Here is a 24,737-nt window from a genome sequence, read left to right as displayed (position 1 = left end):
GGGTGCGGGAGCGGCGCTGCTACGCGTCCTCGACGAGCACGACGGCCCCGACCGGGCAGGCCCGCGCGGCCTCGCGTACGAGCGGGCTGCCCGCGCCGTCCTCGCGGCCCGGCGCCACGGTGCCGAAGCCGTCCTCGTCCTGGGTGAAGACCTCCGGGCAGGTCAGCGCGCACTGCCCCGCGCCGATGCAGGCCCCTTCGTCGACGGTCACCCGCACGGGCTGCTCGCCTCCCCTCACCAGGTGACGGGGAGCTCGAGCATCCCCTGGATCGTGTCGCCGGGCTTGAAGGGAACCTCCTGCGGGGGCACCGCGAGCCGCAAGCCGGGCAGCCGGCGCAGCAGGGTGCCCAGGGCGATCTCCAGCTCGGCCCGGGCGAGGTTCTGCCCGAGGCACTGGTGGATGCCGTAGCCGAAGGCCAGGTGGTGGCGGGCCGGGCGGCCCCAGTCCAGGGAGTCGGGAGCCGCGTAGACCTCGCCGTCCCGGTTGATCGCGGAGGTGGCGAACACCACGCCCTCACCGGCGCGGATCACCGTTCCGGCGACCTCCGTGTCCTCGCGCGCCACGCGCAGCAGGCCGTCGGCGATGGACAGGAACCTCAGCAGCTCCTCCACGGCCGCCGGGACGAGAGCGGGGTCCGCGCGCAGCTCCGCCGCCCGCCGGGGGTGCCGCAGCAGCGTGAAGGTGCCCAGGGAGATCATGTTGGCCGTGGTCTCGTGCCCCGCTACCAGCAGGATCGTGGCCAGCTGGACCAGTTCCTCCCGCGCCGGTGCGCCCGTGTCGAGCTGACGTGCCACCAGGTCGTGGAGCAGCCCCTCGCCGGGGTGTGCCCGCTTGCGGTCGACCAGCTCGCCCAGGTACGCCTCCAGTTCCGCGAGGGCGTCCTCGACGTCCGCCCCCGTGGGACCGCGCAGCAGGCGGCGCGACTGGGTCTCGAAGAACTCGTGGTCCGCGTAGGGCACCCCGAGCAGCTCGCAGATCACCATGGAGGGCACCGGCAGCGCGAAGGAGGAGACCAGCTCGGCGGGAGGGCCCTGCGTCTCCACCGCGTCGAGCAGCCCGTCGACCACGGTCTGGATACGGGGCCGCATCCGCTCGGCGCGCTGGAGGGTGAAGCCGCGGATCAGCATCCGCCGCTGGGCGTGGTGCTCGGGGTCGTCGAGCCCCAGCAGCGCCGGACGCCGCCGCCGCCGGAGCGCCGCCCGCTCGGTGGGCACGGGGAAGTCGCGACGGGTGGAGTCACTGGACAACCGCTGGTCCGCGAGGAGGGCCCGGGCGGTGGCGTGGCCGGTCACCAGCCACACGGAGCGTCCGTCCCACAGGGTCACCCGGGAGAGCGGGTGCGCGCGCTGCAACGAGGCGTAGGCGCCGGGCGGGTGGTAGGGGCAGGTGCGGTCCTGGGGGAAGACGACGGTCTCGGTCACGGGGGCCTCGCAGGCGGTGGGGTCGGCGGCTCGGACGACGGTGGTTCCCCGACAACTACATGCCTCAGGCATCCATCTGGTCAACGCGAGGATCGGCCAAACCCACCGGGCGGGAGCGCTCCCCCTGCCCGCGTGCCCCGCCACATCGCGCGCCGCCCCCTCCGGCCCGGGGTGCGGGGCCGGAGGGGGCGGCGGGGGGCCTGCCGGGCGGCGGCAGGAGCGGTGCGGCTTTAGGCGCTGGTCAGGGTGGCGACCGATGTCCCGCGCCGCTGCGCCCAGGTGTCGAGCGTGGTGGCGCAGGCGTGGTCGAGGTGGCGTACCCCGGTGAGGTCCAGCTCGACCGGCCGGTCCTGCGGGATCGCCTCCAGCGCCTCCAGCAGCCGGGGCAGGCGCAGGAAGGTGGCCGAGCCGGTGATGGAGACGATGAGCCGGCCGTCGGTCAGCTCGTGCACGCCGACCTGCACCTGGGAGGTCTCCCAGGCGCACTTGACCACGGCCAGCAGCAGGCCCAGGAGCACGCCCTCGAACATGCCGACGGCGACGATGGCCAGCGCCGTGGCGGCCAGGACCAGCGCCTCGCCCCGGTGCCTGCGCCACAGCGGACGGAGTTCCCCGGCGGGGACGAGCTTGCAGCCCGCGTGGATCAGGACTCCGGCGAGCGCGGCGAGGGGGATGATCCCGATGGCCGCGGGCAGCAGTGCCGCGAACAGCACCAGCCACAGCCCGTGCAGGATGCGGGAGAGCTTCGTCCTGGCACCTGCCTGGACATTGGCGGAGCTCCGGACGATGACGGCGGTCAGCGGCAGGGCGCCGAGCGCGCCGCACAGGGTGTTGCCCACTCCCTGCGCCATCAGCTCCTTGTCGTACTCGGTGCCCTTCCCGTCGTGCATCCGGTCGACGGCGGCGGCGCTGAACAGGCTCTCGGCCGAGGCGATCAGCGCGAAGGCGAGCACGGTGCCGACCGCGGCGAGGCTCGCCAGGGCGGCGAAGGCCGAGGTGCCGGGGGGTTGTACGGCCGACAGCAGCCCCTGCACCTCGACCCGCGGCACGGACAGGCCCCCGGCGGCGGCCACGGCCGTGGCCAGGGCCACCGCGGCGAGGGGAGCGGGGAGCACCTGGACGCGGGCCGGCAGCTTCTTCCAGAGGACCAGGACGGCGATGGTCCCCAGGCCGAGTGCCGCGGCGGTGAGTGCCTGCCGGGAGGCGAGCACGTCGGCCACCAGCCCCGGCACCCCGATGATCTTCTCGAAGCCGGAGCGGGGCTGCTCCAGCCCGGCCATCGTGTAGAGCTGCCCGAAGATCAGCACCAGGCCGATGCCCGCGAGCATCCCGTGGACGACGGAGACGGAGATGGCGCGGAAGACGCGGCCGAACCGCAGGGCTCCCAGGCCGATCTGGATGAGTCCGGAGACCAGGACGAGGGCGCCCAGTGCGGCGAGGCCGAAGGTCTGCACGGCTTCGTGGACCAGGACCGTCAGACCCGCGGCCGGGCCTGAGACCTGGAGGCTGCTGCCGGGCAGGGCGCCGACCACGAGCCCGCCGACGATGCCGGTGATCAGGCCCAGCTCGGCGGGGACGCCCGAGGCCACGGCGACGCCGACGCACAGGGGCAGGGCGACCAGGAACACGACCAGGGACGCCAGGACGTCGCGCCGGACGCCGGAGGTGTTGCTGAGAGGCGTTGACATCAGCGGTCTTCCTCGAGGTGTGGGGGCGGTGGGGGCTGCGGCCGGAGGGCACGGGTGGGGCGGCTCACAGCGGACGGAAGGAGCCGCTGCCGGTGTCGTAGGCCCGCACGGCGCCCGTGTGGACCTCGTAGTACCAGGCGTGCAGGGACAGGGCTCCCTCCGCGACCCGCCTCGCCACGCTGGGGTGCGCGTGGAGGCGCTGCAGCTGGGTGAGGGCGTGGTCCTGCACGGACTCGGCGAGGTCGGGGCGGGCTCCCGGGCCGCCCGCGGGGCGCGGGGTCGACCGCTCCAGCCACCCCCGGACGGAGGGGACGGCGGAGAGGTCGTCGGAGCGGACCAGGGCACCCACCGCGCCGCAGTGGGAGTGTCCGCAGACGACGATGTCGCGGACGCCGAGCACCTCCACCGCGTACTCGACGGTGGCCGCCTCCGCGCAGGGCCGGTCGGCACCGTACTCCGGCACGACGTTTCCGGCGGTGCGGAGTTCGAAGAGCTCCCCGGGCCGCGCACCGGTGATGAGGGCGGGCACCACCCGGGAGTCGGAGCAGGTGATGAACAGCACCCCGGGGCGCTGGCCGGCCTCCAGGGCGCGGAACTCCTCGGAATGCTCGGCCACATGGGCCGTGAACGAGCGTGCCCGGTCGATCAGGGGCTTCATGGGGGGCCTCTCTGCTGGATGTGAGGGACGAGAAGTGCGGGGGCGGCTTTCCCCCGGCACCGGGCAAGGGGCATATTCACTCGGCAGGCCTGGAACGAAGCGGTCCGTGTTCCGGCCGGCGGCCCGTATCCGCCCGGTGCGGGGGCGGGTGCGGACTGCGGCGTCCGGACGGCGCGGAAATGCGTGTGCTCTGCATAAAGGTGCAGTGTTCGGATGCGGCGTTCGGAATTGCGACGGGGTGCAGTCGCACGGATTCGACGGATGTCCGAAAACCGTGGGGATCCGTCGGATTCCTGGGGGTGTGCGCCCCGAGCGGACCGAAAACCATCGCCATCCTCGCGCTTTTGGCCGGATGGAGACGGTGTTGCATCTGCCGTGGAACGAGTTTTCTGCTTTACCCGCGGATTACCTTGCAGTCCAGGTCAAGGGATCGTCAAGTCCGGTGCGGGAGACGGTGAATGGCGCCGGGCGCCAGGGCTTCGGCGGGAGGGTCCGGTGGTCCGGCCCGCGGGGCCCGTCCCCGGCTCCCGCGGCCGTCTCGGCGTCCCGGTGGCGGGTCTTCCCAGGCGTGCGCGGCCCCTTCGGCCTCCCTGCGGCGGATGAAGAGGGTGACGGCGGGGGTGCGCCGGTGGGGTTCCTTCGGGCCGGGCGATGTCTCAAATCACCCCGTGAGAGCGCTTCCATGTCCTGATAGCGTCATTTGTATTGCCGTTCGTTGACAGTGACTTGGTCTGGGCTTTACGGTCTGTCACCGCACCACGATCAATGGCAGTCGTTCCTATGTTCCTATTCGGAGGGTCGCATGGAAAAGCTGATCGCGCAGATGTCCCAGGACGCCGTCTGGCACAAGTGGGTGACCGTCAACTCCGCACAGGGTTCCGGCAAGTCCGGCTGTATCAGCTCCGCACCGAAGTCCGGCTGCATCAGCGTCGCGGGCAAGTCGGGCTGTATCTCCTGAACCGGGTCTGACGGAGGAGCGGGACGGGCCGGGGGTCTGCCTCCAAGGCTCCCGGCCCGTTTCCCGAAGGGCATTCAGAAAGGCGCCCCGCCCCTCGTCGGCAGTGAAATCCGCTATCCGCCAACCGGTCCACAGGGGGTGCTCGCGTGCACGGTCAGCCACCGGCAGAGTTCATCGAACAGGTGAGGGACATACCGATCTACCGCGAGTCGGTCGCCGCGGGCAGCTTCCCCGTCCTGGAGAAGCCCGAGATCGCCCGGGGGTTCCCCGGCAACTGGATGACACCGCGGCTGGCCGCCGCGCTCGCCGAGGGCGAGGCCGAGTGCGTGCTCTCCACCGGCACCAACCACGCCAGGATGCAGATCATCCGGCCCCCGTACTTCCTGCTGCACTCCTACTACCGGCTCTGGAGCGAGCACCCGGACATCGCCTTCACCTGGGAGCAGGGCTGCGAGCGCGTCTCCCTGACCACCGTGCTGGCGACGGAGCACGTCGCACGCACCAACGCCAGGAAGCGCGGCGCCACCCCCGAAGCGGTGCCGTCGCTGCGCGACCGCAGGCTCGACGACCGCACCGTGTACCTCAACCTGCGCCTGGACCCGGCGCGGTGGGAGCGCTCCGACGTCGAACGGATGGTGGCGGAGATCCACGAGGCCCGCCGGGCGCACCCCCGCGGCTGGTACCACCTCGACTGCTCCGGCTACCACCTGGCCCATCTGGTCCTCAAGGCCCGCCGGTGGGGCCTGTGGGAGGACCTCCCGCGGCCCGCCAGCATCGTCCACGCCTACGAGTACACCCCCACCAACGTCCGGCGCTTCCTGGCCCGGCACTTCGCCTGCCCCGTCGTCGACCTCTTCGGCAGCACCGAACTCGGCTACCTCTACTACAGCGACCGCCACGGCCGGTACCACCCCCACCTCGACCGGATGAGCGTCGAACTCCTGCCCGTCACCCCGGGAAGCGACATCTACAGCCTGATCGTCTCCAGCGTCCGCAACCCCTACATGCCGCTGATCCGCTACCGCTCGGGCGACTGCGTGCGGACGCTCGACGGCACCCCCGACCCCGAGCGGATCGAGCGCTTCTGCGGACGGGAGAAGGAACTGCTGCCCGCCGGAGCGCTGCGCACCGGCCGCCGGGGCCCGATCGCCCAGGGGGACCTGGACGACTGCGTCGCCGGGATCTCCCCGGCCGTCTTCGTCCACCGGCTCCGCATCGACGGCGACCGGGAAGCCTGCCTGTCGTACACCACCTTCGACGGCGCCCCGCTGGCGCCGCCCGTGGCCGGGGAACTGGCGGAGGCCGTCGGCGCCCTCGTCGGACGCCGCTGCGCCCTGGAGCACCGCGACCACATCCCCGTCGGCCGATCCGGCAAGTACGCCTGGCTCGACACCGGCGGCTGACCGCGCCGGGGACTCCGGCACCCCGCCGCAAGGCCCCGGCGCCGGCGCGCCACAAGCACCGCACCGCGAGGGAGAGACATGAGCGCACCACCGCAGACGACGGCCGAGGACCTGCGCACCCTCCTCGGCGAGGCCCTCCACGAGGAGGTCGTGGCCCACTTCTGCGCCGGGGACGGCCCCCCGAGGGAGTTCGTCGAACGGCAGGTCCTGGAGTGCCTTCGCTACCTGTACCTGGTCTCGCTCCACCGCGACCGGCTGGCCGGACTGTTCCTCCCGGTCGAGCAGGCCGTGGACGAGATCTGGCACTACCTCATCCTCCAGACCCGCGAGTACCGGGCCCTGTGCGAGGAGCGGCTTCCCGGCGGCTACTTCGTCGAGCACCGCAGCATCGCCTACCAGGACTACCAGCGCGAGCCCGGGCGCGAGGAGGTAGTGGAGGAGGCGCTGCGCTGGATCCCCCTGTACTGCCGCGCGTTCGGGCCGTTCGAGGAGGAGGCGCTGCCGCACTGGACGATCGTCCGCTTCCTCCACCGGCACCTGGGCATGTCCCTGGAGGAGATCGCGGACCTCGAACTCCCGGACGGGCCGTAGACCCCGCGGTTTCGCCCTCCGCGGCCGGGGGAAGCGTCCAGGCACCCGGGCCGCCGCCGCGGGGCGCCTCCACCGGGGGCGGCACCGCCCGTGTCCGACGCCGCCCGACCGCCCCGACCCGGAAGGCACCCCGTGCAGCAGCCGTCGCCCGCGGCCCGTCTCTTCGACGCGATCGCGGAGGAGTACGAGAGCGCCTTCGCCGCCTCCGAGGGGCGCAGGCAGAGCGTGGCCTGGCTCCTGGGCGAACTGCCGCCCGGGAGCCGGGTCCTCGACATCGGGTCCGGCACCGGCAGGCCCGTCGCCGCCGCCCTCGCCGGATCCGGGCACCGGGTGACGGGCCTCGACGTGTCCCCGGTCATGGTCGAGCTGGCCTCCCGCCATGTGCCCGACGCCCGCTTCCTCCTCGCCGACATCCGCACCCACGAGCCGGAGCCCGGACACTACGACGGCGTCTGCTCCTACTTCAGCCTGCTCCAGATGACCCGCGCCGAGCAGCGCGCCGTCCTCGCCAGGGCGGCCGCCGCGCTGGTGCCCGGCGGCGTCTGCGCCCTCGCCACCGTCCCCCTCGACCTCGACGGAGCCGAGGGCCGCTGGATGGGCCACGAGGTGACCCTCAGCAGCTTCTCCACCGAGGCGTTCGTGCACCTGGTGGAGGAGGCGGGGCTGAGCGTGGCCGAGGTGCGGGAGGAGGAGTTCACCCCGGCGACCGCACTCGCCTCGCCCGAACCCCAGCTCTACGTGCACTGCCGCCGCCCGCTCTGAGGGACCCGGATCCCGCCGGACGGGCCCCGGAGGCAGTGCCGCCTCCGGGGAGGCGCCGCCGGCCGCCCTCCCGCCGCGCCTGCCGCGTCCCCTCCGCTCCTCTGGTCCATCCTGGGACGAGGCGCGAGGCCGAGCGGGAGGCGGACCGGAGATGACCGAGCACAGTTCCCAGGGAGTGGGCCGGGGCCGGGTCGTGCGGCCCCTGGTGCGGATGACCTCCCGGCGCCCCGACGAGGCGCATCGGGCCGCCACGCCACTGGAGCTGCTGTTCGACCTGTGCTTCGTGGTGGCCGTCGCCCGCGCCGGGGCCCGGCTGGTCCACGCCGTCGCGGAGGGCGATCCGGCCCACGGCATCGGCGGGTACCTCCTGGTGTTCTTCGCGCTGTGGTGGGCCTGGGTGAACTTCACCTGGTTCGCCTCCGCCTACGACTGCGACGACGTCCCCTACCGCGTGGCCACCCTGGTCCAGATGGCCGGGGTGCTGGTCCTGGCGGCGGGGATCCCCGAGGCCTTCGACGAGGGCGACTACACGGTCGCCGTCGTCGGCTACCTGATCATGCGCGTGGCCCTCACCGCCCAGTGGCTGCGCGCCTCCCGCGGGGAGACCGGCGCGGCGCGGACGACCGCCCTGCGGTACGCCGGGGGCCTGGTCCTGGTGCAGATCGGCTGGGTGGTGCTGGTGCTGCTGCCCGACGCCGCATGGCTGTGGGGCCTCGCCCCGCTGATCGTCGCCGAGCTGGCCGTCCCGGCCTTCGCCGAGCACAGCCGGCGCACCCCCTGGCATCCGCACCACATCTCGGAGCGCTACGGGCTGTTCACCATCATCATGCTCGGCGAGAGCATCGCGGCCACCAGCGTCGCCGTGCAGGCCGGGCTGGACGAGCACGCGCTCGGCGACCTGCTGCCCATCGCCGCGGGCGGCCTGGTGATCGTGTTCGCGGCCTTCTGGATCTACTTCTCCGTTCCCATCCACGAGTACCTGGTCTCCAGCCGCCAGGCCTTCCTGTGGGGCTACGCCCACTACGTCGTCCTCGGCTCCGCGGCCGCGATCGGCGCCGGACTGGAGGTGGCGGTGGAGCAGGCCACCCACCACGCCCACGTCTCCGCGACCGGAGCCGCGTTCGCGGTCACCCTTCCCACCGCGCTGTTCATGGTCTCCGTGTGGGCCGTCCACGCGCGCCACTTCAAGCGGGACATCGCCGAGCACCTGGTGCTGCCCTGCGGGGCCTTCCTGGTGCTGCTCGCCACCCTCGCCGGGCACTGGGCGGTTCCCCTGGCGGGCCTCGCGGCGGCCGCGACCGTCGCCGCGGGCATCGCCCTCGGCGCCCGCAGCCGCGGCTGACTCCCTCCCGGTCGCCTGCCCGCGCCACGGCGCCCCGCGCGATCCCCGCACGGGGCGCCGCACCCGGCGCCTCCGCCCTCTCAGCAGGGGTCGCGCCACACGTCCAGATCCAGGCGCTTGCGCATCGACGACAGCCCCAGGTCCCGGGAGTCCGCGCAGAACTCCTCGGTCCGCTCCTCGTACTCCACGTGGAAGACCGCCTTCCCCGCCGCCACGAACGGCTCCAGCCGCTCGCACTCGTCGAACTCCGCGCACTCCTCGTTCACCGCGAAGTCGAAGTGGTCCACCAGCACCGGGACATGCGCCAGGTCGTTCTTCAGACCGACCGCCAGACCGCGGGCGTGCGCGATCTCGGCGATCATCAGGTTGTAGCGCAGCTGGTCGTCGGCGGAGAGCGGGAACCCCGTGTCGTTGGCGTACCCCTCCAGCAGGTCCGGCTCGACGGCGTCGAAGCCCTTGTCCCGGCACATGTCGAAGCGGCGCTCCATCAGCGGCCGCAGGACGTCCATCCGCCTGATGTCCAGCCACCGCTCGCCGTGCCACCCGTTGGGCGAGCCCAGCAGGGAGCGGGGGAAGTCCTCCTGGTCGGGCCGGTAGTCCTCCCAGGCACCCGCGTTGATGTAGCAGATGACCCGGCGTCCGTCCCGCTTCAGGCGGGCCACGTCGGCCGCGGAGTTCTCGAAGCCGTCGATGTCGTAGACCGGCACGTCCACCGAGGGGTCGACCCGCCCGTCCAGCTGCCACTGCCAGGCGAGCCCGGGCCGGGGCTGCCAGCGCCCGCCCGGTCCCGGGGACGCCCCCGGTCCGGGCGTGCCCGTCGTGCGCCCCGGCGAGGGGGCGGAGGCCGACGCGGACGGCGGCGTCCCCGGCGAGGCCGTGCCCGCCGGCGGCTCGGTGGAGGCCGGGGGCCGCGGCGCGGGGGACGAGCGGTCCGGACCGCGGGCGCCCGCGTCGCCGCCCTCCGATGAGCACCCCGCGGCTGCCAGGACCAGCAGCGCCACCAGCGCGTGGCGCACCGGGCGCCTCATCGCTCGGCTCCCGCGAGTGCGGGGGTGAGGCCCGCCCAGGGGTTGGGCAGGTCGCCGGTGACCGGACCGGTGACGGCCGCCCCCCGGGTGCGCGCCGTGCGCACGGCCAGCGGCACCAGGGCCTCCGGCACGCCGTACACCAGGTGGCAGAAGCGCTCCGGTGCCTGACGGACGGTCCAGTCGGGTCGGCTGAAAGCGGACACGTAGGTGCTCCAGTGGCCCTCGAAGGTGACGGTGAGGTCGGCGGCCCGCGCGTACCCGGGCGCCGGGTGGACGCCCGGGTTGATCACGACCGGTGACGCGCCGAGCCTGCGGATCCTGCGGACCAGGCGTCTGCAGGCGGGGAGTTCCGCCGCACCCGAGGTCACCTGGTCGAGGAAGCAGCCGTCCGCGGCGTACCACTCGCGGTAGCGGGCGACCTCCGCCGTGACCGTGTCCTCCGGGCGGCGGCCGTACCCGCTGTCCACGTAGCCGAGGACCCGGGCCCCGCGCGCACGCAGCGCCTCGGCGGCCGCCGCGTACGCCGGATCGGGCTCCTCGCCCGGCCCGCTCGCCGGATTGAGGATCACCGCCCAGGTGCGGCGCGCGGCGGTGATGAGCCGGTGCCAGGCGCCCGGGTCGTCGGCCGGGTGGACGTAGAGGGGTATCAGGAGGCTCACGGTGTGCCGTCCTCCTGCCACAGGGCGGCCACCGAGTCCCGAAGGGTGTGCGCGGGACGCCAGCCCAGCGCCTTCTCGGCGGCGGCGATGTCGGAGCACTGCCAGGACACCCCGCCGGAGCGGGCCGATCCGCCGTTCTGCTCCACCACCCGGCCCCGGAACCCGGCGGCCCGCGTCAGCCCCTCCACCAGCTCCCGCACGGGGACCGCTCCGCCGCCGCCGACGTTCAGCACGCCCGGGAGCGGCCCGGGGACCGTCGCCGCGAGCAGTGACGCCCGGGCGACGTCGCGCACGTCCACGAAGTCCCGGTACGGGGACAGGTCCCCGAGCCGGAGCTCCGCCTCCGGGCCCCCGCCGGCCGACCGCAGCAGCCGGACCACCCGCCCCGGCAGGCCCGCGGCCGGAGCCCCCGGGCCCACCGGATTGCCCACCCTCAGCACGACCGCGTCCAGCCCCGACGCGGTCACCGCCGCCGTACCGGCGAGCTTGGTGGCTCCGTACGGGGTGGCGGGGGCGGCCTGGGCCGTCTCCGCCACCCGCACCCCCTCGGTGCCCGGGCCGTACTCGGCCGCGGAACCGAGATGGACGAGCCGGGCCCCGGGGGCCGCGGCCCTCAGGGCCGCGGCCAGCACGGCCGGGCCCCGGGCGTTCACCTCCGCCAGGGTCACGGCGTCGCCGCCCACCGCCCCGGCGCAGTTGACCACCGCGTCGGGTGCGACGTCGGCGAGTGTCCCCGCCAGGCGGTCGGGGGAGACGGTGGCGAGGTCGACGCCGACGTCGGCGGCGGGCGAGCGCCCGCCGCCGATCACGGCCACGTCCGGCGTACGGCGCAGCAGCTCGGTGACGTGTCCGCCCAGATATCCGGTGAAGCCCAGGACGAGGATGCGCATGGCGGGGGTTCAGGCTCCCTTGAGCAGCAGTGACTTGCGGCTGGTGAACTCGGCGTTGGCCCGGTCGTAGTCGTCGGGCCGGCCTATGTCGAGCCAGTAGCCGTCGAACTCGTACGCGTGCGGGGGGGTCTCCGCCTTCAGCAGGTCCAGCACCAGCTCGTCGAAGCCGAGCGGAAGGCCGGGGGTGTAGGTGTCGAGGGTGGCCCGGGAGAGGCCGTAGACGCCCATGGAGACGCGGTAGTCCAGGCTCGGCTTCTCCGTGAACCCGACGACCCGCCGGTCGTCGGTGGTCAGCACGCCGAAGTCGATGCGGACCTGGCGGCTGTAGGTCGCGATGGTCAGCGGTGCACCGGAGTCGGTGTGCCGGCCCAGCACGTCCGCGTAGTCGAGGTCGGTCAGGACGTCGCCGTTCATGACGAGGAACTGCTCGGGCAGGCGGTCGCGCAGGTTCAGCAGCGGACCCATGGTGCCCAGCGGGCTCTCCTCGGTGGCGTAGTCGATGGCCATTCCCCACTGGGACCCGTCGCCGACGTACGCCCGGATGATCTCCCCCAGGTGCCCGATGGCGAGGGTGCAGCTGCGGAATCCGGCCGCGGCCAGCTGGCGCAGCACGATCTCCAGGATCGCGTGCTGGTCGCCGATGGGGACCAGCGGCTTCGGCAGCGCGGTGGTGTACGGCCGCAGCCGGACACCCTTGCCTCCCGCCAGGATCACTGCATGCACAGGCTTCTCCTTCGTGGTGTCCGAACGGTCAGATGTTGTAGATGTCGGTCTTGTAGCGGGCCAGGTTCGCCGGGTCGCGGAAGAACTCCACGGTGTGGGCGAGCCCCTGCTCCAGGTCGTGCGCCGGAGCCCAGCCGGTGGTCCCGCGCAGCCGCGTGGCGTCGGCCACCAGACGCATCACCTCGGAGTCGGCCGGGCGTACCCGCTCGGCGTCCGTGCGGACGTCGACCGGGGTGTCCATGACCTTCCCGATGAGCGTCACCAGGTCGCCGACGGAGATCTCGCCCCCGGTGCCGGCGTTGAAGGTCCGGCCGACGACCCGCTCGGCCTCGGCCGTGCCGACCGCGAGGAAGGCCTGCGCCGTGTCCCGGACGAAGGTGAAGTCGCGGGTGGGCCGGAGGTCGCCGAGGGTGATGGTCCGCGCGCCCGCGGCGAGCTGGCCGATCACCGTGGGGATCACGGCCCGCATCGACTGGCGGGGGCCGAAGGTGTTGAAGGGGCGGAGCGTGACCACCGGGGTGCCGAAGCTCGCGTGGTAGCTGTCCGCGAGCCGGTCGCCGCCCGCCTTCGAGGCCGCGTACGGGGACTGGGTGTTGATCGGGTGGTCCTCGGTGATGGGGACCGTCTGCGCGGTGCCGTAGGTCTCGCTGGTCGAGGTGTGCACCAGGCGGGGCGTGCCGAGGGCGCGTACCGCCTCCAGCACGTTCAGCGTGCCGGTCACGTTGGTGTCCACGTAGCTGTGCGGCGCCTGGTAGGAGTACGGGATCGCGATGAGCGCGGCGAGGTGGTAGACGCACTCCGCCCCTTCGGTGAGGGCGCGGACCGAGCCCGGGTCCCGCACGTCGCCCAGGACGATCTCCACTTCCGCGAGCACATCGGCGGAGAGGGTCTCCAGCCAGCCGTAGGAGGAGAAGGAGTTGTACTGCGCCATGGCTCTGACGCGGTAGCCGGCGGCGACGAGCGCCTCGGTCAGATGGGAGCCGATGAATCCTTCGGCTCCGGTGACGGCGGCGAGCGGTGCGGAGGTCAACACGTGTCCTTTCGGTCGGTGGTTCGCGGAACGGTCGTGAGGAGTGAGGGGCGGGACCGCGGGCGCGGCCCGCCGGTGCGGGACCGCCGTCGGTGCCGGCGGTCCCGCTGTGCGGGTCAGGTGTGGGCCGCGGGTCTGCCGAGGCGGCCCAGCACCCAGGCGACCAGGACGAGCGAGGCCGCCCCGCAGCTCGCGGGGAGCAGCAGCGGCTGCGCCGGAGCCGAGGCCAGGGCCGGGACCGCCACCGCGCACGCCGCCGCCAGGCACACCAGCGCCGGTGGCCAGGCGATCCCGAACGCCTGCAGGAGCAGGGCGCACCACAGCGTGGCGCCGAGCGCCAGCAGGGTGGCCGGGTCGGCGCCGACCAGCAGGGCGCCCGGGAGCAGGGGCAGCAGGTAGCCGGCCAGGCAGAGCAGCAGGATGCCCGCCGAGCGGCGACGGAACCCGGAGGGCGTGGCGGCCGACCGCAGGGCCGCGACGGACAGCCCGCGGTAGCGGTAGAGCAGCCATTCCGCCGGCCCCATGCTCACGGTGAGGACGATCATCGCGAAGGGCTCCGTGCGGCCCTCGCTCAGCACCAGGGCACCCGCGGCGAGGCCGAACAGCCCGTAGGGGACGGACAGCAGGGCCCGGGGCCGCGCCGCGTGCGCGGCCGCCGGTGCCGCCAGCGCCCGGGACAGGGCGAAACCCGCGGCGGCGACCGTGGCGGCCACCGTCGCCAGGGGCACCGCGATCCGCACGGCGGCGCCCGCGTCCCACCACAGCAGGGCCGCGGCTCCGCCGATCAACGGAGTGAGGGCCGCCAGGAGCAGCCTCTCCCGGCCCAGGACGAGGAGCACGCCCGCGCAGGCGAGGTAGACCGACTGCGCGGCGGCGAAGGCCGCGGCCGGTCCCGGCCCGGCGACCGCGAGCCCCGCCGCGGTGGCCAGGGCGGCCCCGGCCAGCGCCCCGAGCAGCAGGGTCCGGCCGGCCTCCCGGCGGCCGTCGGCGAGCCGCAGGTAGGCGCGGTGGCCCAGCGCCTGTCCGAAGGCCCAGGACACGAGCCCGGCCGTGACCAGCGCGGGGACGGCGTCGGTGCCCTGCCACAGCGGGGCGGTCAGCAGGTGGGCGAGGCCCGGCAGCGCGAACAGCGCCCCGCGCAGGGCGCAGCGCAGATGGTCCGGGCGCCAGGGGTCCCTTGGCGCCTGCGGTTCCGGGAAGGCCCTCGGCACCCGCTGGTAGAGGGCGTCCGCGAGCGCGAACAGGTCCTTCTTGCCGTACCGTTCGCGGATCACGTCCGCCGTGAGCCCTTCGGACTCCAGCATCGCCGCGATCTCGTAGGAGTGGACGGCGGGGCCCAGCGCCTCGGTCATCTCGGCGGCGAGGCGGTCTATCTCCTGCTCGCGCCCCCTCATCCGGGGCAGGCGCAGCGACAGGGTGCGCTGGTCGCCCAAGCGCAGGGCCAGCGTGTCCTCCCCGGTGCGGGGCTCCAGGGGCAGCGGTCCGCTCATCCGGCCATGCCCGCCGTTCCGGCGGCGGGTATCCGCTCCCGCCCGACGGCCGCGAGCAGCGCGACGGGCTCCGCCGCGGTGCGCCGGCGCGGCAGGAGCCCGCGGTGGCCGGCGAGTTCCTGGTAGATGTCCCGGAAGGCGTCGATCGTCTGGCGCAGGGTGAACTGCTCGATGACGCGCAGCCGCGCCGCCTCGCCCATGCGCCGCCGGCGCTCGGGGTCGCCGAGGAGTTCCAGCGCCGCGTCCGCCATCGCCCGCGGATCGCGCGGGGGGACGACGAGCCCGGCCTCCCCGACGGCCTCGCGCACGCCGCCCACGTCGGTGGAGACCGTGGCGCGGCCGCAGGACATCGCCTCGATCAGGGTGAAGGGGAAGCCCTCGCTGATGCTGGACAGCATCACGACCGAGCCGGCGGCGTAGGCGTCGGTGATGTCCTCCACCCGCCCCTCGAACCGGACGGCCCCGGCGTGCCCGAGTGCGGCGGCGAGCGCCTCGCAGCGCTCGCGGTAGGCCTCGCCGCCGCGGGGTGTCCCCCCGAACAGCCGCAGGGTCACCTCCGGCTGCTTCTCCCGGACGAGGGCGAAGGCGCGGATCAGGGTCTCCAGGTCCTTGATCGGGTCGACCCGGCCCGCCCAGCTCAGCACCGGGCCGTCGGGTTCGGGCCCGGCCGGCGGGAAGGCCGAGGGGTCCACGCCGTTGTAGACGGTGCGGATCAGGCGCGGGTCGGCGCCGCCCTGCTCCTCCCACAGCCGGTTGTAGCGGTTGCCCGGGGTGATGAGCGCCGCCCGGCGGTAGGTCTCCTCCGCGAGCAGCCGGAAGAAGCCGAGCACCACGGCCTTGACCGGCCAGCGGTAGGGGGCCGTGCGGTACCCGAGGTAGCGCTCGCGGAGGTAGACGCCGTGCTCGGTGAGGAGCAGCGGCACACCATGGCGTTCGAGCCCGGCGAGACCGGGCAGCACGGCGACCCCGCCGCTGACGGCGTGCGACACGCCGTGCCGGGGCGCCTCGGCCGCCAGCGGCCGCAGGGCGTGCTCCAGCAGACTGGTGGCGGTCAGGGCGTCGTGCAGGTTGGGGCGCGCCTCGCGCACTATCAGGCCGGGGCGGTTCCACACGGAGGCCAGGACCTCGATGGCGCGGTCGCTCCGGAGGAAGGGGCTGAGCAGCCCGTCCGTCGCGGCGTCCGCCAGGGCGTAGAGCGCCGGGGCGAACCCGTCCTCCGCGCAGGGGTCGAGCAGCGCGGTGGCGAAGCGCTCGTAGGCCTGGGCGATCCGGCGTTCGCGCCGCCCCGAGGGGGGACGGCCGCCGGGGGCCGGGCCCCACATGGGCGCCGAGCGGACCCGGGTGACGTGCGGGGGCAGCTCCCACACCACCGGTTCGCGGCCGGTGCCGGTGACGGCCAGCACGTCGAAGGCGACGTCCGGCATGCCGGTGACGATCTGGTCGCACCAGACGCTCACACCGCCGTGGCTGTGGGGATAGGTACCTTCGGTGAGCAGGGTGACGTGCGTCGCGCCGGAGTGGCGCGCGCCGTGGATAGCGTGCATGGGTGTGCTCCGCCGTCGAGGGCTGGACAGAGGCGTGCAGGTGGCGCGGGCGCCCCCGAGGGGCGCCCGCGGCACGCTCAGCTCTCGGGCGAGTAGGGCACCTGCCGGGTGACACCGGCGGGCACGGGGACGTCCGGCGCGGTGCCGGAGGGCTCCGGGGAGGAACCGCTCTCGGGGGCGGCGGCCGGGGCGGCGGCCCCGGGGACGTCCAGGGTCAGGGCCCCGGCGGTGCCGGTGGCCCAGCCGGAGACCTGCCCGGCGTAGGGGGTGCCGAAGGCGGCGGTCCCGTTCTGCGTCCCGGCGGGCATGGTCGCGGTGACCGCGAGGCCCGCGGGGGCCTGCACGGTGACGGTGTCGCCGGTCCGGTAGGCGCTGACCTGCCCGGCGGCGACGGCCGAGCGCCATGCGGCACGGCGCTGCTGCTCGAGGCCGATGTCCTTCATCCGCAGGTTGACGACCGGGGCGCTGTCCGCGAACAGGCCCGCGTAGGTGTCGAGGACGCCGTCGAGCACGGGGTAGGCGATGCGGTCCTCGGCGAGGTTCGACTGGTGGATGAAGTGGGGCTTGGGGTCGTTGGCGATCACGTGGCCGAGGGCGATCCTGGTCTCCAGGGGGACGATGTAGTCGCCGTAGCCCGTGGAGAGGTCGAGGGGCGCCGGGAGGCAGGTGGTCGTCTCGGGGTTGTCCTCGCAGATGCCGCTGCCGCCCTGGGCGCGGCTGGTGTAGATCCAGTTGTACTCGTCGACCTGCTCGGCGGCGCGTCCCGCGTTGTAGAAGACGTTCATCGGGTAGCGCGCGACGGTGAGCGCCGGGCCGACCTGGCGCAGCTGCGGGTCGCGCGAGTTGTCGGACGCGAGCCAGCCGACGGCGTTGTCGCCGAGGGCGGGGGCCAGGTTCGGGTTGTCCTGCGGCTGCTGCGGCAGCACCTTCAGGCCGGAGTGCTCACCCGTGACCAGCTCGTCGTCCTCCAGCGGCAGGCCGGCGACGTCGCCCCAGACGCGGTTGGTCGCGATCTCGTCGGAGATGTCGTTGCGGCTCAGCCAGACGGTGTCCCCGCCCGGGGTGGTCTCGCACCGCCACGGGACCACGGTGGTGTCCTGCACGCAGCCGAGGAAGGCGTGGGTGTAGGTGTGGTTGATCCAGCGGAACTCGTTGCGCTTCGCGATCAGCCGGTCGGCCAGGGCGTCCTCGCCGTTGTTGTCCTCGCGGTGGTCGACGCTGCCGGCGCCGTTGTAGGCGAGGTCGAGGGTGAACTGCTTGGCGTCCTGCCACGCCGTGGCGTGGTCGACGTCGGCGGCGGTCATCCGGATCGGGTCCGGCTGCACGCTGCTGTCGGTGCAGTCCACGTCTCCGGGGGTGCAGTTGAGCTCGGAGTTCCAGCGGTCGTCCGCGGCGAACACGTCGTCGACGTGCACGGCGAAGTAGTTGCGGGAGGCACCCAGGTGCACGCCGTCGGTCATCCATTCCACGATGCCGCGGGCGAGCAGGCGGAACTGCTGCTGGTACTGGTTGTAGACGAAGGTGACGACCAGTTCGCGCCGCCCGTCGTGGCGGTACTCGCCGACCAGGGAGCCGCGGGTGGCCCGGCCCGGGATCGGGGCGTCGACATAGGTGGTGAAGTCGGCGCCCGCGACGGGGTTGGACAGGAAGGCGTAGCTCTCGCCGACGTCGGGCGAGTTGTCCTCGAAGGGCACCGCGCCGTCGAGGTAGGCGAAGGGGCCCGACGCGCCCGCCGCCGTGACCTGGGCCTCGACGCCGTCCATGCTGCCGGAGTAGCCGCCGAAGACGGGGTACTGGAGCCCGGCCTCGGGCCGGGCGTAGGTGTAGGCGTCCACCTGCGGGATGTCGTACGTGCGCTCGTAGTCGGCGAGGGCCGTCATCTCGGCGGAGCCCGCCGGGAAGGGGTTGTCGTTCGGCAGGACCACGGCCTGGTACCTGGCGCGCGGAACACCGTCCACGGTGTCCGCCAGGAAGGCCGCGTCGATGACGGGCCGGCCCGCCTGCTGGAGGTCCACCTCCGTGTAGGGGGTGCCCGCGGTCTCGAGTTCCGCGGCGATGGCGTCCACCGCCGGTCCGCCGTCGGAGACCACGAGGACCCGCAGGTCGATGCGTACAGGGTCGTCGGCATGTGCCGTGCTCACGGGCAGGCACAGCGAGGCCAGCAGTGCGCCGGCCGTGCACAGGGTCGTGCGAATACTCCGCTTCATGCGGTTATGTCCCCTCCCCAAGGACGGGATGAAGACAGCCCCGTGCGGAGCGGACGTCACCCCCGTGCGGACGCCGCCGCCCCTCGGGCGGCCGGTCGCTCACATCCGTCTCGACACATGGTGATGCGTGTGTGGACCTTTTGTGTTCCCACCGCGAAAGCTGGCGGAAAACGACAGGTGACGAACTGGGCTCTGTCGGGGGCGTGTTGTGGGGGCGCGAGAGCGTCTCCGGGATGTGCGCTCCCCTGCTCAGCAGGCGTTTGCGGTCTTCGCGGGAAGGGGTCCGGAGCGGTGGCGCCCGGATCACCGTCATTGGTCTAGACCGATGTAATGATCGTCAAACGTCGATTTCCGGCCAACGTGTGTCGCCGCCGCGCCGCCGGGTCGGCAGGGGCGCGGCGGCGACCGTCATACGGGCTCGCCCGGGTGTGCGGTCAGGCGCACAGAACGCGGGTCTCGGGGGTGTAGACCGGGCCCCCGCTGAGGTTGCTGCTGTCGCTGAACTCGGCGTAGAAGTAGGAGTAGAAGCCGATGTTGCCGTTGCAGCCGGAGTCGGCCGCGACCTGGAGCGTCAGCGTCACGGTGCGGCTCTGGCCGGGCGGGATGGTGGTGCCGTAGTTGCCGCCGAGGTTCGCGGGGCCGGTGCCCGAGCACGGCACGCTGCCGCCGGTGGTGGCCAGGGCGCAGCCGGTGAAGCTGTACTTGAGGTCGGGGCGCTGCGTCGTCAGCCAGGTCGGGTCGATGGTCTGGTAGATGAACCAGATGTCGTAGGTCTGGTTGTTGGTCATGGTCATCGACAGGTTCACCGTGCCGCCGGGGGTGGTGGTGGCGGCGTCGGTGCTGAAGGTCAGCTCGGCCGGCGCGGGGTCGGCCGCGTGCGCGGCGGGCGCCAGGCCGAAGACGGCGAGGAAGAGGGCGAAGACGGAAGCGAGGCCCATGCGCCTCATCTGAGTACGTCGCATGGAGCGGAACGCTACGAGAGCGGGGCGTCCGCCGTCCGTCACTCCGGGTCAGTGCTCGTACACGCGACCGAAAGTGTGCGGCCTGTGAAGCGCTTGTGACGCCGTCTTCACTGTGTGACGGTGGGGCCGTTTCCGCACGGCAGGGGCTCTCGGGGCGGTTCCGGGGAGGGCTCGCCGGCCCCCGCGGCCGCCGCGTCGCCCCGTGTCCGCCAATGGCCTGTACCGGTCACCGGCGCAGGCGGTGGGCAGGACGCGGTGCGTCCGGAGTGCGGACGGCGCGGCGGGCGGCGCACCGCCGGCGGGTCGGGGCGGCTCCCGGGGCTCGCCTCGCCCCCGGCCGCCGCCGCGGGCGCGGCCCTCCCCTGACCGCGGGTTCCCCCGGAACCTCCTCGCACGCCCGTGCACCGAAACGGACGGGCGATTGCGGGTGAACGGTTCCCGGCTCGCCGGGAACTCCCGGGACCGCCCGGACGCGGACGGGGAGTCCGCGGCGCCGGTCCCGCTCCCGGGACCGCCCGGACACGGCCCCGGGCGGGCGGCGGGTGCCGTCCCGTCCCCGCGGCCCCGGTCCGGCGGGCTCAGTCCTCGGGATCCATCCCGCTGGCGCGGGCGATGCCCTCCAGCGCGTCGTCGACCGCCTGCCGCTCGGTCATCCAGGTGTGCACCTGGTCCCTGATCTCCGCGAGCGCCTCGGGGTCGCCTGCGACCTCCGGGGTGACGACCGCGTAGCCGGCGCTCCCGTCAGGGCCCGGCATGTCGACCACCTCGTGGTCCATCCGCCCGGTCGAGACGATCGCCATCACGACGAGGAACTCGCGCTGCACGTCCCCGGCGAAGTTCTTGGCCGACCCCGCCTCGAGAAAGCCCTCGTTGCCCTCCGCCATCAGCCGGGTCATCTCCTCCACGGCCGAATGGAGCGTCGAGAAGTCCTCCGGGTCCATGCGCGCCTTGACGGACTCCAGGTACAGGGCGGCCATGGCCATCCGGTCCTGCGGGCTGTCGTCTGGTGTGTGGTCGTCCATCACCACCTGCTACCCGCGAACGCCCTCCCCGCACACCCCCGTCCAGGGCCATCCGGGCTACCGCCGCCCGCCGGCGCTCCGCGGGCGCGGGGCCGCCCGCCCGGGCCGGGGGCCGGGTGCGGAGCCCTTCTCAGGAGTCCCCGCCCCGGTCCGGTGCGGGCGGGGGCGCCTGGGCCGGACCGCGCTCCGCGGCGATCCGCCGCAGGCGCTCCGCGTCGCCGGTGCGCGGGCACGTGCCGCACGCCTCCGCGGGGCGCAGCGTGTAGTAGAGGCAGCATCCGGCCCGGTCGCGCGTCGGGTGGCGCTTCCCGTCCGCGTCCTCGAGCCACCGGAACGCGGCGCCCGCCGGGAACGGCGCCACCGGCCCCGGCAGGAGCCGTTCGGCCTCGCCCACGGCCCGCTCCTCCTCGCCCAGCATCCGGCCCAGGTACCAGATGCCCGAGACGAGGTCGTCCTCGACCATGCCCCACAGGGCGCGCGGGCCCCGGCGCAGCCGCGGGGAGAGGGCACCGCACAGGGGCCGGGCCAGGGCGGCGACGGCGTCCAGCAGCACCTCGGCCGCCTCCCGCTCCCCGGACAGCACCCGGACGCCGGGCAGTCCCGCCGCGGGATCGCCCGGCAGGCAGGCGAAGGCCCCGGGGACCACCTGGTGGCCCCCGCCGCCCAGGGCGAGGCGCACGTCCTCGGGGCGCAGCAGCGGCACCCGGCGCTCCAGGTACCACGGGCCGCTCAGCAGCAGGCACAGGGACCAGAGGTGGCCGTGCAGGAAGCGCGAGGCGGTGACGTCGGGGCGGGGCGCGCGGCCGTGCTCCGACGTGATCCGGTCGGCCCCGTCGGCGAGGAGGGCGTCCAGCAGCCCCGGGCGCCCGACGAGTTCCGTGCCGTCGACCCAGCCCGGCCCGGCGGGGGTCCTCGGCGCGCAGACCGCCACCTCCAGTGCGGGGCACAGCACGGCCAGGCGCCGGTAGGCGGCGGCCATCAGGGCGGAGCAGCTCTCGGCGGGGCGGCCTGGGGCCGGTGCCGGGGCGAGGATCACGGGAGCTCCCGGGAGGCGTGGATCGAACAGAGGGGCGACCGCGGCCCGGGGCGGGACGGCTACCGTCCGCGGGTCGCGACCTGAGGGAAGGCTCACCTTACTACCGGGTCGGCCCTCCTCGGTCGAACGCACCGCGGCGCGGCGCCAGTTGGCGCCATTAGGCTTGCCTAACCTAAGCTCGGTCCGTTCTTCGGTCCGTTCTTCGGTCCGGGCTCTCCTCGCCTCGGCCCCCGAATCCCCGCTCCGCGCTCTCCGCCGCGCTCGACCGCCGGAAGTGGTCCGCACCATGCAGCTCTACCTGCTCGCGCTCAATCCGACCGACTCGGTCCTCGACGGGTTCCTCCCCGCCGCCCGCCGCCTCGGTCTGCATGTCACCCTGCTCACCGACCGGCCAGACCCCTGGGGCGAACCGGGCTCCCTGGGGGACCACGTCGAGGTCGAGCGCTGCGACGTCCGCGACCACCGCGCCGTGATCAGCCGCATCGCGGGCGGACGGAGGGCGGACGGCGTCTTCACCAACAGCGACCACCTCCAGATGCAGGGGGCGCTCGCCGCCGCGTACTTCGACCTCCCGGCAAAGGACTGGCGGGCCGCGCTGCGCACCAAGGACAAGGCCGAGATGCGCCGTCACCTGGCCGGCGCCGGGGTGGAGCCCGTGCGGTCCGCGGAAGTGCCCCCCGGCCAGGACCCGGCCGCCCGCGCCGAGGCCGCCGCCGTGCCCTACCCCTGCGTCCTCAAGCCCCGGGAGGGCGTGGCCAGCGAGGACGTCGTGCTCGCCGGGGACGCGGCCGAGCTGCGGCGGCACTGCGCCCGGGTACGGGTCCGCCGCCCCGCTGACGTCCTGCTGGTCGAGGAGTACCTTCCCGGAGGACTGCACACCCTGGAGACCCTCGGCGACGGACGGCTGCTGCACCTGCTCGGCGGCTTCCGCACCCGGCTGTCGCCGCCGCCGCACTTCATCGAGGAGCGGATGACCTACGTCCCGCGCCACCCCGCGCCGGTGCGCGAGCAGCTGCTCGTGCGCCTGGCGGCCCTCGGTGTCGGCTTCGGCGCCTGCCACACCGAGTTCGTGCTCCACGAGGAACGGGTCCGCCTCGTGGAGGTCAACTACCGTGCCGCCGGCGACCAGTGCGATCTGCTCCTCGCCGACCTCCTCGGCGTTCCGCTCTTCGACCGCATCCTCTCCGTGCACCTCGGCCGGACGCTGCCCCCCGCCCCGGAGCCCCCGGCGGACCGGGCCGCCCGGATCGACTACCCCTGCGCCGACCGCGCGGGGACCCTCGTCGCGGCCCCGGAGCCGATGGACCGCCGGGAGAACGGACTGCACCAGACCTACCGCCCGCTGCGGAGCCCCGGGGAGCGCCACCCGCTGCACCGCACCAACCGGGACTACCTCGGGGTCCTGCGCACCATCGGCCCCGGGGCCGCCGAGGTCGACCGGGCGGCGGACGCCTTCCTCGCCGGGGCCCGCTGGGAGATCGCCCCGTGACCGGCGCACCGGCCCGCGGGACCGGCCGGGCGCTCCCCGCTGACGGAGCGGCCCCCGCCGGCACCGACCCGGCGGCCCGGACGCAGCTGCTGCGGGTGCTCGGCGCCCTGCTGCGGGAGGACGTCGGCGGGCTGCGTACCCGCAGCACGCTGGTCGCCCTCCCCGACGGCCCCTGGCTGCGGCTGCCCACCGGCGAGGGCCGGGCCCTGCTCCTGCCCGTACGCGAGGACGGCTTCCAGAGCCGCTGGACCGCGCGGCTGCCGCTGCTGCGCCAGGAGCCCGGCGGCCGGGACCTGACCTCCACCGGGGCGGTCCTCGACGCGCTCGCCCGGCTCGCCGCCCCCGGGGACGCCCCCGGGTACCGGGCCTTCGCCGAGGAGTGCGACCGGGACCTGCTGGCCCGGCGCCTGCACTCCGCGACGCACGCGGCCGTCCTGGCCCGCCTCGCCGAGGTCCACGGGCCCGACCCCGCGTACTGGCACGGCCACCGGGGCAGCCTCGCCCACGACACCCTGGCCGCCCGCACCGACCACCCCGTCCACCCCGTCGCCCGCGGCAGACGGGGCATGGGGGCGGCCGAACTCCGCGCCTGGGCGCCGGAGTTCCACCCCCGCTTCGCGCTGCGCTGGCTCGCCCTGCCCGCCGAGCACGTCGTCCACGCGCCCGGCGCCGCCGGAGGGCTGCGGGAGGGCTGGCCCACCCCGGCGGAGGCGGGCCTGCCCGACCGGCTCCACGACAGCCATGTGCTCCTGCCCGTCCACCCGATGACCTGGGCCGGACCCCTGCGCGAGGCCCTCGCCGAAACGGGCCTGGCCGACCGGGCCGTGCCCGTCGGACGCCCGCTGCTGGACGTGGTGCCGACCCTGTCGACGCGGACCGTCGCGCTGGCCGCCCGGCCCGCCGAGCACCTCAAGCTGCCGCTGGCCACCTCCACCCTGGGGCTGCTCAACCGCCGCACCGTCACCCCGGCCTCGCTGCTCGACGGCGCGGCCGGACAGCGGCTGCTCGCCCGGGTCCTCGCCCGCGCACCCCGCTTCGCGGGACGGATCCTGCTCGCCGACGAGACCCGCTGGGCCCATGCCGGGCACGACATGCTCGCCGTGCTGCGCCGCGTCCAGCCCGCCGGCCTGGAGGGCGCGGTCGTCCTCCCGCTCGCCGCTCTGCCGGCACCCGCCCCCGACGGGCGCCCGGTGGCCGCGGCCCTCGCCGACCGCTTCCACGGCGGCGACGTCACCGCCCTGGTGGACTCCCTGCTCACCCTCCTCTTCGACTGGCAGACCACCCTGTTCGCCCACGGCATCGCCCTGGAGTCGCACCAGCAGAACGTCTCGCTGGTCCTCGGCGGCGCCGAGGGGCCCCGGCTGCTGCTCAAGGACAACGACGGCCCGCGGGTCAACACCCGCCGGCTGACCGCGGCGCTCGGCGGCGGGGAGTGGAAGGCCGAGCGGCTGGGCTTCGCCGACCGGCGCGTGTGCGTCACCGGTGACGGCCCGGTCGCCGACCTGTTCACCGCCATCACCGTCCACCTGTGCGCCGGGGCCCTCGCCTTCGGCCTCGGCGCCCGCGGCCCCGCCCGCCCCGACGCCCTGCTGGCCCTGGTACGCGACCGGCTGCGCGAGGCGCTGGACCGGACGGCCGCCGCCTACCCGGCGGCCGACGGCCTCCCGGCGGCCGCCGAGGTGCTGCGCGCCCGCCTCCTCCACGCCCCGGAGCTGCCCGTCAAGGCGATGGTCACGGCGGGCACCCTGCTGACCAAGGCCCGCTCGGGGGCCACCGACATCAACAAGCACTACACCACCGGCCCCAACTACCTGCTGCGGAAGGCATGACCAC

At 74.4% G+C, this 24,737-nt stretch carries 22 protein-coding genes; 7 read left to right on the top strand and 15 right to left on the bottom strand.

Going from position 1 to position 24,737, the window contains the following annotated elements; all coding sequences use genetic code 11:
- Positions 1–19 precede the first annotated feature (19 nt).
- From ACGF15_RS00280 to ACGF15_RS00265, 4 genes are all read right to left on the bottom strand, one after another.
- A complete protein-coding gene (locus tag ACGF15_RS00280) occupies positions 20–217 on the bottom strand; it encodes a ferredoxin (protein ID WP_345609790.1) in 198 nt (65 codons plus the stop codon).
- 17 nt (positions 218–234) lie between these two features.
- Entirely contained in the window at positions 235–1,422 is a 1,188-nt protein-coding gene (locus ACGF15_RS00275; protein ID WP_392796409.1) for a cytochrome P450, read from the bottom strand.
- A 230-nt stretch (positions 1,423–1,652) separates the two neighbouring features.
- Entirely contained in the window at positions 1,653–3,110 is a 1,458-nt protein-coding gene (locus ACGF15_RS00270; RefSeq protein ID WP_362608562.1) for a SulP family inorganic anion transporter, read from the bottom strand.
- Between the two features lie 64 nt (positions 3,111–3,174).
- Entirely contained in the window at positions 3,175–3,768 is a 594-nt protein-coding gene (locus ACGF15_RS00265) for a carbonic anhydrase (protein ID WP_362608560.1), read from the bottom strand.
- Positions 3,769–4,570: 802 nt separating this feature from the next.
- On the opposite strand from ACGF15_RS00265, the gene ACGF15_RS00260 reads away from it, so the two are divergent.
- The 5 genes from ACGF15_RS00260 (at position 4,571) to ACGF15_RS00240 (ending at position 8,824) form a co-directional block, all read left to right on the top strand.
- Positions 4,571–4,726 (top strand): hypothetical protein, encoded by a 156-nt coding sequence (locus tag ACGF15_RS00260; protein WP_392796408.1) that lies wholly within the window; start codon positions 4,571–4,573, stop codon positions 4,724–4,726.
- Positions 4,727–4,872: 146 nt separating this feature from the next.
- Complete coding sequence (locus ACGF15_RS00255) at positions 4,873–6,129, top strand: hypothetical protein (RefSeq protein ID WP_362608556.1); 1,257 nt, start codon at positions 4,873–4,875, stop codon at positions 6,127–6,129.
- 78 nt (positions 6,130–6,207) lie between these two features.
- Positions 6,208–6,720 carry a hypothetical protein gene (locus ACGF15_RS00250; protein WP_362608554.1) on the top strand — a complete coding sequence of 171 codons (513 nt, stop codon included), beginning with the start codon at positions 6,208–6,210 and terminating at the stop codon, positions 6,718–6,720.
- A 132-nt stretch (positions 6,721–6,852) separates the two neighbouring features.
- Positions 6,853–7,482 (top strand): class I SAM-dependent methyltransferase, encoded by a 630-nt coding sequence (locus ACGF15_RS00245; protein WP_362608552.1) that lies wholly within the window; start codon positions 6,853–6,855, stop codon positions 7,480–7,482.
- Positions 7,483–7,633: 151 nt separating this feature from the next.
- Positions 7,634–8,824: a low temperature requirement protein A gene (locus ACGF15_RS00240; RefSeq protein WP_392796407.1), complete on the top strand. Its 1,191-nt coding sequence runs from the start codon at positions 7,634–7,636 to the stop codon at positions 8,822–8,824.
- A gap of 80 nt (positions 8,825–8,904) precedes the next feature.
- On the opposite strand, the gene ACGF15_RS00235 is transcribed toward ACGF15_RS00240, so the two are convergent.
- The 11 genes from ACGF15_RS00235 to ACGF15_RS00185 all read right to left on the bottom strand — a co-directional run bounded on the left by ACGF15_RS00235 (position 8,905) and on the right by ACGF15_RS00185 (position 21,415).
- Positions 8,905–9,852, bottom strand: a complete 948-nt coding sequence (locus ACGF15_RS00235; protein WP_345608211.1) for an endo alpha-1,4 polygalactosaminidase — start codon at positions 9,850–9,852, stop codon at positions 8,905–8,907.
- On the bottom strand, positions 9,849–10,511 hold the full coding sequence (locus ACGF15_RS00230) for a spherulation-specific family 4 protein (protein WP_345608209.1): 663 nt from the start codon (positions 10,509–10,511) through the stop codon (positions 9,849–9,851). Before ACGF15_RS00230 ends, ACGF15_RS00235 begins: the two co-directional genes overlap by 4 nt.
- Positions 10,508–11,401, bottom strand: a complete 894-nt coding sequence (locus ACGF15_RS00225) for an NAD-dependent epimerase/dehydratase family protein (protein ID WP_392796406.1) — start codon at positions 11,399–11,401, stop codon at positions 10,508–10,510. The genes ACGF15_RS00230 and ACGF15_RS00225 overlap by 4 nt, the downstream gene beginning before the upstream one ends.
- Positions 11,402–11,410: 9 nt before the next feature.
- Complete coding sequence (locus tag ACGF15_RS00220; RefSeq protein ID WP_345608205.1) at positions 11,411–12,124, bottom strand: nucleotidyltransferase family protein; 714 nt, start codon at positions 12,122–12,124, stop codon at positions 11,411–11,413.
- Positions 12,125–12,152: 28 nt separating this feature from the next.
- Positions 12,153–13,154, bottom strand: coding sequence for an SDR family NAD(P)-dependent oxidoreductase (locus tag ACGF15_RS00215; RefSeq protein WP_345608203.1), 1,002 nt, complete (start codon positions 13,152–13,154; stop codon positions 12,153–12,155).
- 116 nt (positions 13,155–13,270) lie between these two features.
- A complete protein-coding gene (locus tag ACGF15_RS00210) occupies positions 13,271–14,644 on the bottom strand; it encodes a hypothetical protein (protein ID WP_362608544.1) in 1,374 nt (457 codons plus the stop codon).
- A complete protein-coding gene (gene pelF / locus ACGF15_RS00205; RefSeq protein ID WP_345608199.1) occupies positions 14,641–16,188 on the bottom strand; it encodes a GT4 family glycosyltransferase PelF in 1,548 nt (515 codons plus the stop codon). Before pelF ends, ACGF15_RS00210 begins: the two co-directional genes overlap by 4 nt.
- Positions 16,189–16,265: 77 nt before the next feature.
- Positions 16,266–18,395 carry a hypothetical protein gene (locus tag ACGF15_RS00200; RefSeq protein ID WP_392796405.1) on the bottom strand — a complete coding sequence of 710 codons (2,130 nt, stop codon included), beginning with the start codon at positions 18,393–18,395 and terminating at the stop codon, positions 16,266–16,268.
- A 434-nt stretch (positions 18,396–18,829) separates the two neighbouring features.
- Complete coding sequence (locus ACGF15_RS00195; protein WP_345608195.1) at positions 18,830–19,357, bottom strand: hypothetical protein; 528 nt, start codon at positions 19,355–19,357, stop codon at positions 18,830–18,832.
- Between the two features lie 578 nt (positions 19,358–19,935).
- Positions 19,936–20,379 carry a hypothetical protein gene (locus tag ACGF15_RS00190; RefSeq protein WP_345608193.1) on the bottom strand — a complete coding sequence of 148 codons (444 nt, stop codon included), beginning with the start codon at positions 20,377–20,379 and terminating at the stop codon, positions 19,936–19,938.
- 130 nt (positions 20,380–20,509) lie between these two features.
- A complete protein-coding gene (locus tag ACGF15_RS00185; RefSeq protein ID WP_362613836.1) occupies positions 20,510–21,415 on the bottom strand; it encodes a (2Fe-2S)-binding protein in 906 nt (301 codons plus the stop codon).
- A gap of 286 nt (positions 21,416–21,701) precedes the next feature.
- Here ACGF15_RS00185 and ACGF15_RS00180 point away from each other — a divergent pair, with 286 nt between their 5' ends.
- Positions 21,702–22,904 (top strand): acetyl-CoA carboxylase biotin carboxylase subunit family protein, encoded by a 1,203-nt coding sequence (locus ACGF15_RS00180; protein WP_392796404.1) that lies wholly within the window; start codon positions 21,702–21,704, stop codon positions 22,902–22,904.
- Positions 22,901–24,733: an IucA/IucC family protein gene (locus tag ACGF15_RS00175; protein WP_392796403.1), complete on the top strand. Its 1,833-nt coding sequence runs from the start codon at positions 22,901–22,903 to the stop codon at positions 24,731–24,733. The genes ACGF15_RS00180 and ACGF15_RS00175 overlap by 4 nt, the downstream gene beginning before the upstream one ends.
- The last annotated feature ends 4 nt before the right edge of the window (positions 24,734–24,737 follow it).

It is taken from the genome of Streptomyces sp. NPDC048001 (assembly GCF_043203115.1).
GTDB lineage: Bacteria > Actinomycetota > Actinomycetes > Streptomycetales > Streptomycetaceae > Streptomyces > Streptomyces sanyensis.
Note: the sequence above shows the minus strand (reverse complement) of the source record. Positions and strands in the feature narration are given on the sequence as shown.

What these genes read in the sequence shown, in the direction of transcription:
- ACGF15_RS00270 (WP_362608562.1), bottom strand. Translation starts at nt 3,110, where the DNA reads ATGTCAACGCCTCTCAGCAACACCTCCGGCGTCCGGCGCGACGTCCTG.
- ACGF15_RS00265 (WP_362608560.1), bottom strand. Translation starts at nt 3,768, where the DNA reads ATGAAGCCCCTGATCGACCGGGCACGCTCGTTCACGGCCCATGTGGCC.
- ACGF15_RS00260 (WP_392796408.1), top strand. Translation starts at nt 4,571, where the DNA reads ATGGAAAAGCTGATCGCGCAGATGTCCCAGGACGCCGTCTGGCACAAG.
- ACGF15_RS00250 (WP_362608554.1), top strand. Translation starts at nt 6,208, where the DNA reads ATGAGCGCACCACCGCAGACGACGGCCGAGGACCTGCGCACCCTCCTC.
- ACGF15_RS00240 (WP_392796407.1), top strand. Translation starts at nt 7,634, where the DNA reads ATGACCGAGCACAGTTCCCAGGGAGTGGGCCGGGGCCGGGTCGTGCGG.
- ACGF15_RS00235 (WP_345608211.1), bottom strand. Translation starts at nt 9,852, where the DNA reads ATGAGGCGCCCGGTGCGCCACGCGCTGGTGGCGCTGCTGGTCCTGGCA.
- ACGF15_RS00225 (WP_392796406.1), bottom strand. Translation starts at nt 11,401, where the DNA reads ATGCGCATCCTCGTCCTGGGCTTCACCGGATATCTGGGCGGACACGTC.
- ACGF15_RS00210 (WP_362608544.1), bottom strand. Translation starts at nt 14,644, where the DNA reads ATGAGCGGACCGCTGCCCCTGGAGCCCCGCACCGGGGAGGACACGCTG.
- pelF (WP_345608199.1), bottom strand. Translation starts at nt 16,188, where the DNA reads ATGCACGCTATCCACGGCGCGCGCCACTCCGGCGCGACGCACGTCACC.
- ACGF15_RS00200 (WP_392796405.1), bottom strand. Translation starts at nt 18,395, where the DNA reads ATGAAGCGGAGTATTCGCACGACCCTGTGCACGGCCGGCGCACTGCTG.
- ACGF15_RS00195 (WP_345608195.1), bottom strand. Translation starts at nt 19,357, where the DNA reads ATGCGACGTACTCAGATGAGGCGCATGGGCCTCGCTTCCGTCTTCGCC.
- ACGF15_RS00190 (WP_345608193.1), bottom strand. Translation starts at nt 20,379, where the DNA reads ATGGACGACCACACACCAGACGACAGCCCGCAGGACCGGATGGCCATG.
- ACGF15_RS00180 (WP_392796404.1), top strand. Translation starts at nt 21,702, where the DNA reads ATGCAGCTCTACCTGCTCGCGCTCAATCCGACCGACTCGGTCCTCGAC.